The organism is Brevundimonas terrae, from assembly GCF_011761985.1.
GTDB lineage: Bacteria > Pseudomonadota > Alphaproteobacteria > Caulobacterales > Caulobacteraceae > Brevundimonas > Brevundimonas terrae.
Genome location: NZ_JAASQT010000012.1, coordinates 1 through 5,842, shown reverse-complemented (window position 1 = coordinate 5,842; position 5,842 = coordinate 1). Strand labels below are relative to the sequence as shown.

Here is a 5,842-nt window from a genome sequence, read left to right as displayed (position 1 = left end):
CGAACAGCAAAAAGCCCCGTGCGTTGAGCGACGGGGCTGTTTGGGAGTGTTTGGGTGCGGGAGTAGGATTTGAACCTACGACCTTCAGGTTATGAGCCTGACGAGCTACCGGGCTGCTCCATCCCGCGGCAAACGGTAGTTGTGATAGGAAGGGGTTCGAGAAACATCTTTATATACTTGGTAGACCCGGCGACGACCTACTCTCCCGCGCCTTGAGACGAAGTACCATCGGCTCTGGAGACCTTAACGACCGAGTTCGGAATGGGATCGGGTGGGGAATCTCCGACAAAGTCACCGGGTCAACCAAGTATATAAGGATGAGAAGAAATCGTATTTTTTAATGCATAGTAGAACTATGGGTTTTGCTGAGAAACGATCAAGCCGATCGGATTATTAGTACCAGTAAGCTTCACACATCGCTGCGCTTCCACACCTGGCCTATCAACGTGGTAGTCTTCCACGATCCTCAGCGAAGCCTTGTTTTGAGGTTAGTTTCCCGCTTAGATGCTTTCAGCGGTTATCTATTCCATACTTAGCTACCCTGCTGCGCGGCTGGCGCCACGACAGGTCCACCAGAGGTATGTCCATCCCGGTCCTCTCGTACTAGGGACAGATCCTCTCAAGCTTCGAACACCCACGGCAGATAGGGACCAAACTGTCTCACGACGTTCTGAACCCAGCTCACGTACCTCTTTAAATGGCGAACAGCCATACCCTTGGGACCTGCTCCAGCCCCAGGATGAGATGAGCCGACATCGAGGTGCCAAACTTTGCCGTCGATATGGACTCTTGGGCAAAATCAGCCTGTTATCCCTAGAGTACCTTTTATCCGTTGAGCGATGGCCCTTCCACGCGGGACCACCGGATCACTATGGCCGACTTTCGTCTCTGCTCGACTTGTCAGTCTCGCAGTCAGGCGGGCTTATGCCATTGCACTCGACGACCGATTTCCGACCGGTCTGAGCCCACCATCGCGCGCCTCCGTTACACTTTAGGAGGCGACCGCCCCAGTCAAACTACCCACCACGCCATGTCCCGGGACCGGATAACGGCCCTCGGTTAGACGTCAACGACAGTAAGGGTGGTATTTCAAGGATGGCTCCACCAGAGCTGGCGCCCCGGCTTCATAGCCTCCCACCTATCCTACACATACGGTCGCTAACGCCAAGGCGAAGCTATAGTAAAGGTTCATAGGGTCTTTCCGTCTGACCGCGGGAACCCCGCATCTTCACGGGGAATTCAATTTCACTGAGCCTGTGCTGGAGACAGTGGGGAAGTCGTTACGCCATTCGTGCAGGTCGGAACTTACCCGACAAGGAATTTCGCTACCTTAGGACCGTTATAGTTACGGCCGCCGTTTACCTGGGCTTCAGTTCGGAGCTTTCACTCCTCCCTTTAACCTTCAGGCACCGGGCAGGCGTCAGACCCTATACGTCGCATTGCTGCTTCGCAGAGCCCTGTGTTTTTGCTAAACAGTCGCTACCCCCTGGCTTGTGCCACTCATTCCTGCTTGCGCAGGGTGAGTCACGCTTATTCCGAAGTTACGCGTGCAATTTGCCGAGTTCCTTCAGCACAGTTCTCTCAAGCGCCTTGGTATGCTCTACCTGACCACCTGTGTCGGTTTCGGGTACGGTCTCTGCTAGAGTTATTTCCAGGGACGACGCCCCTGCACAGACAATCCAATAAGCCTGTACAAGTTATGCCATCCGTCACTTCTAGCTGGTGCAGGAATATTTACCTGCTTCCCATCGACTACGCTTTTCAGCCTCGCCTTAGGGGCCGACTAACCCTACGCAGATTAGCTTTACGTAGGAACCCTTGGTCTTTCGGCGACAGTGTTTCTCACACTGTTTATCGTTACTCATGTCAGCATTCTCACTTCTGATACCTCCAGCCAACCTCACAGTTGACCTTCACCGGCTTACAGAACGCTCCGCTACCGCTTGCAGTAAACTGCAAACCCATATCTTCGGCGCATGGCTTTAGCCCCGTTACATTTTCCGCGCAGGATCGCTTGATCAGTGAGCTGTTACGCTTTCTTTAAAGGATGGCTGCTTCTAAGCCAACCTCCTGATTGTCAAAGCAATCCCACATCGTTTCCCACTTAGCCATGACTTGGGGGCCTTAGATGATGGTTAGGGTTGTTTCCCTTTTCACGACGGACGTTAGCACCCGCCGTGTGTCTGCCCGATATTACTCCTGGGTATTCGGAGTTTGGTTAGTATTGGTACCGCTCGCGCAGCCCGCAACCATCCAGTGCTCTACCCCCCAGGGTATTCGTCGGACGCTCTACCTAAATAGATTTCGCGGAGAACCAGCTATGTCCAGGTTTGATTGGCCTTTCACCCCTATCCACAAGTCATCCCAGAATTTTTCAACATTCACGGGTTCGGACCTCCAGTTAGTGTTACCTAACCTTCATCCTGCTCATGGATAGATCACCTGGTTTCGGGTCGTCATACGTCGAACTTAGCGCCCTATTCAGACTCGCTTTCGCTGCGCCTACACCTAACGGCTTAAGCTTGCTCGACACATGAAGTCGCTGACCCATTATACAAAAGGTACGCCGTCACCACGCTTGGTGGCTCCGACTGCTTGTAGGCTTCCGATTTCAGGTTCTGTTTCACTCCCCTTGTCGGGGTGCTTTTCACCTTTCCCTCACGGTACTTGTTCACTATCGGTCGTAGAGGAGTACTTAGGCTTGGAGGGTGGTCCCCCCATGTTCAGACAGGATTTCACGTGTCCCGCCCTACTCGAGTCTCTTGCTGTTTGATGGCTACGGGGCTTTCACCCACTATGGCCGACTTTTCCAAGTCGTTCGCCTTTATTTCACAAGAGCACTGGCCTGGTCCCGTTTCGCTCGCCACTACTACGGGAGTCTCGGTTGATGTCCTTTCCTCCGGGTACTGAGATGTTTCAGTTCCCCGGGTTCGCTCAATGAAGCCTATGTATTCAGCTCATTGTACCTTTAACAATCGTCCAATCGCTATCCCGAAGGATAGAAGTTGGAAGACTGCAAAGGTGGGTTTCCCCATTCAGAAATAACCGGATCAAAGGGTGCTAGCGCCTCCCCGGTTCTTATCGCAGCTTGCCACGTCTTTCATCGCCTCTCTACGCCAAGGCATCCGTCAGAAGCCCTTTAACGCTTGATCGTTTCTCAGCAAAACCCATGCACTGCTTATCCACGGCCCGGAAAGAGGTGAGCGGTGGACAGTGCCTGGTGTTTTACTATGCCAGACGATTTCTTCTCGAACCTGACCTTAAGCTTATGAACAAGCCGGTCAAATCCTTCCTACACAATGTCAATGCATACGGCCCGAAGGTCATATGCAAACTCGTATTGATTGCGAGATCCCTGATCTCTTTCGTGCGCTACACAGCGCGACTGGAAAGAGAATGGTGGAGCCAGACGGAGTCGAACCGACGACATCCTGCTTGCAAAGCAGGCGCTCTACCAACTGAGCTATGGCCCCAAAACTTGGGATGTAAGCCAGATGATAAATGCGTCGTGCTGGTAGGCCTGGGCAGACTCGAACTGCCGACCTTACGCTTATCAGGCGTACGCTCTAACCACCTGAGCTACAGGCCTCTAGGCAGCGCGACAGCCCGTTATCTCAGGCTCGCAATCACAGTCATCTGTCACAGAGCCACATGCTCTGAAGTCGACGACTGAATGGTTGGAAAGAGAAACGAAGACGGCGGTATCCCGCATCATGTCAGTGTACATAAAGTACCCGACTAAATCGGAGCCTCAATACTATCTCGTGAGAGACAGTGGAGAAGCATCCTTAGAAAGGAGGTGATCCAGCCGCAGGTTCCCCTACGGCTACCTTGTTACGACTTCACCCCAGTCGCTGACCCTACCGTGGTTGGCTGCCTCCATTGCTGGTTAGCGCACCACCTTCGGGTAGAACCAACTCCCATGGTGTGACGGGCGGTGTGTACAAGGCCCGGGAACGTATTCACCGCGGCATGCTGATCCGCGATTACTAGCGATTCCAACTTCATGCCCTCGAGTTGCAGAGGACAATCCGAACTGAGATAACTTTTAAGGATTAACCCTCTGTAGTTACCATTGTAGCACGTGTGTAGCCCACCCTGTAAGGGCCATGAGGACTTGACGTCATCCCCACCTTCCTCCGGCTTAGCACCGGCAGTCCCATTAGAGTTCCCAACTAAATGATGGCAACTAATGGCGAGGGTTGCGCTCGTTGCGGGACTTAACCCAACATCTCACGACACGAGCTGACGACAGCCATGCAGCACCTGTGTCCTAGTCTCCGAAGAGAAAGCCACGTCTCCGTGGCGGTCCAGGCATGTCAAAAGGTGGTAAGGTTCTGCGCGTTGCTTCGAATTAAACCACATGCTCCACCGCTTGTGCGGGCCCCCGTCAATTCCTTTGAGTTTTAATCTTGCGACCGTACTCCCCAGGCGGATTGCTTAATGCGTTAGCTGCGTCACCGAACTGCATGCAGCCCGACAACTAGCAATCATCGTTTACGGCGTGGACTACCAGGGTATCTAATCCTGTTTGCTCCCCACGCTTTCGCGCCTCAGCGTCAGTAATGAGCCAGTATGTCGCCTTCGCCACTGGTGTTCTTCCGAATATCTACGAATTTCACCTCTACACTCGGAGTTCCACATACCTCTCTCATACTCAAGATCGCCAGTATCAAAGGCAGTTCCGAAGTTGAGCTCCGGGATTTCACCTCTGACTTAACGATCCGCCTACGCGCCCTTTACGCCCAGTAATTCCGAGCAACGCTAGCCCCCTTCGTATTACCGCGGCTGCTGGCACGAAGTTAGCCGGGGCTTCTTCTCCGGGTACCGTCATTATCGTCCCCGGTGAAAGAATTTTACAATCCTAAGACCTTCATCATTCACGCGGCATGGCTGCGTCAGGCTTTCGCCCATTGCGCAAGATTCCCCACTGCTGCCTCCCGTAGGAGTTTGGGCCGTGTCTCAGTCCCAATGTGGCTGGTCATCCTCTCAGACCAGCTACTGATCGTCGCCTTGGTAAGCTTTTACCTTACCAACTAGCTAATCAGACGCGGGCCGCTCTAAAGGCGATAAATCTTTCCCCCGAAGGGCACATTCGGCATTACCACCCGTTTCCAGGAGCTATTCCGAACCTAAAGGCACGTTCCCACGTGTTACTCACCCGTCCGCCACTAACCCCGAAGGGTCCGTTCGACTTGCATGTGTTAGGCCTGCCGCCAGCGTTCGCTCTGAGCCAGGATCAAACTCTCAGGTTGAGTTGACCATTGACCTAAGCATTTGCGACCGAAGTCGCTTGGCATTAGTTCTACGTATTTTATTGACGAGATCCCACAAGACCAATCCGAAGATTGATTTCATGGTTGTATCTTTTCAAAAAGACCGCAGTTGTCAGTGTCATCTATAATGAACCCCGTTAAGGGTTCCGCTAGAACACCGCCGCCTGCGTTTCTCTTTCCAGATCAACGATTTCAAAGACCAGACCCGAAGGCCGTCTGAACGTTTAGCGCCCGTTCTCGGCGGAGGCGGCTATCTAAACCACCCGGATTTTCGTGTCAAGCACTTCTTTTTAAAGAAGTTTTCGACCCGGTCACTTTCAAAACCCGAAGGCCTTTCCAGTGATGGAGGCGGGTATCTACCGATCCACCGTCTCCGTGTCAAGCACTTCTTTTTAAAGAAGTTTTCGACAATCTCGCCAGCCGTTCCGAAGAACCTTCCGGCGAAGGAGGCGGCTATCTACCGATCCACCGCTTCCCTGTCAACCCGACCTTTCGATCTTTCTCAGAACCGATCCCGAAGAACCAAACCCCTGAAAATCCAGATACACAGTAGCATCCAGAAGGCT

3 tRNA genes and 3 rRNA genes are annotated in these 5,842 nt (G+C 53.0%); all 6 read right to left on the bottom strand.

What is annotated here, in order from left to right:
- Window positions 1-51 precede the first annotated feature (51 nt).
- The 6 genes from FHS64_RS14170 to FHS64_RS14145 all read right to left on the bottom strand — a co-directional run bounded on the left by FHS64_RS14170 (window position 52) and on the right by FHS64_RS14145 (window position 5,255).
- Window positions 52-128 (bottom strand) — tRNA-Met (locus FHS64_RS14170).
- A 56-nt stretch (window positions 129-184) separates the two neighbouring features.
- Window positions 185-299, bottom strand: a 5S ribosomal RNA gene (rrf, locus tag FHS64_RS14165).
- Between the two features lie 73 nt (window positions 300-372).
- Window positions 373-3,152: ribosomal RNA gene (locus FHS64_RS14160) — 23S ribosomal RNA — on the bottom strand.
- 245 nt (window positions 3,153-3,397) lie between these two features.
- Window positions 3,398-3,473 (bottom strand) — tRNA-Ala (locus FHS64_RS14155).
- 39 nt (window positions 3,474-3,512) lie between these two features.
- Window positions 3,513-3,589, bottom strand: a tRNA-Ile gene (locus tag FHS64_RS14150).
- 203 nt (window positions 3,590-3,792) lie between these two features.
- Window positions 3,793-5,255: ribosomal RNA gene (locus FHS64_RS14145) — 16S ribosomal RNA — on the bottom strand.
- Together the 16S, 23S and 5S rRNA genes with 3 tRNA genes alongside form the textbook arrangement of a ribosomal RNA operon.
- Window positions 5,256-5,842 lie beyond the last annotated feature (587 nt).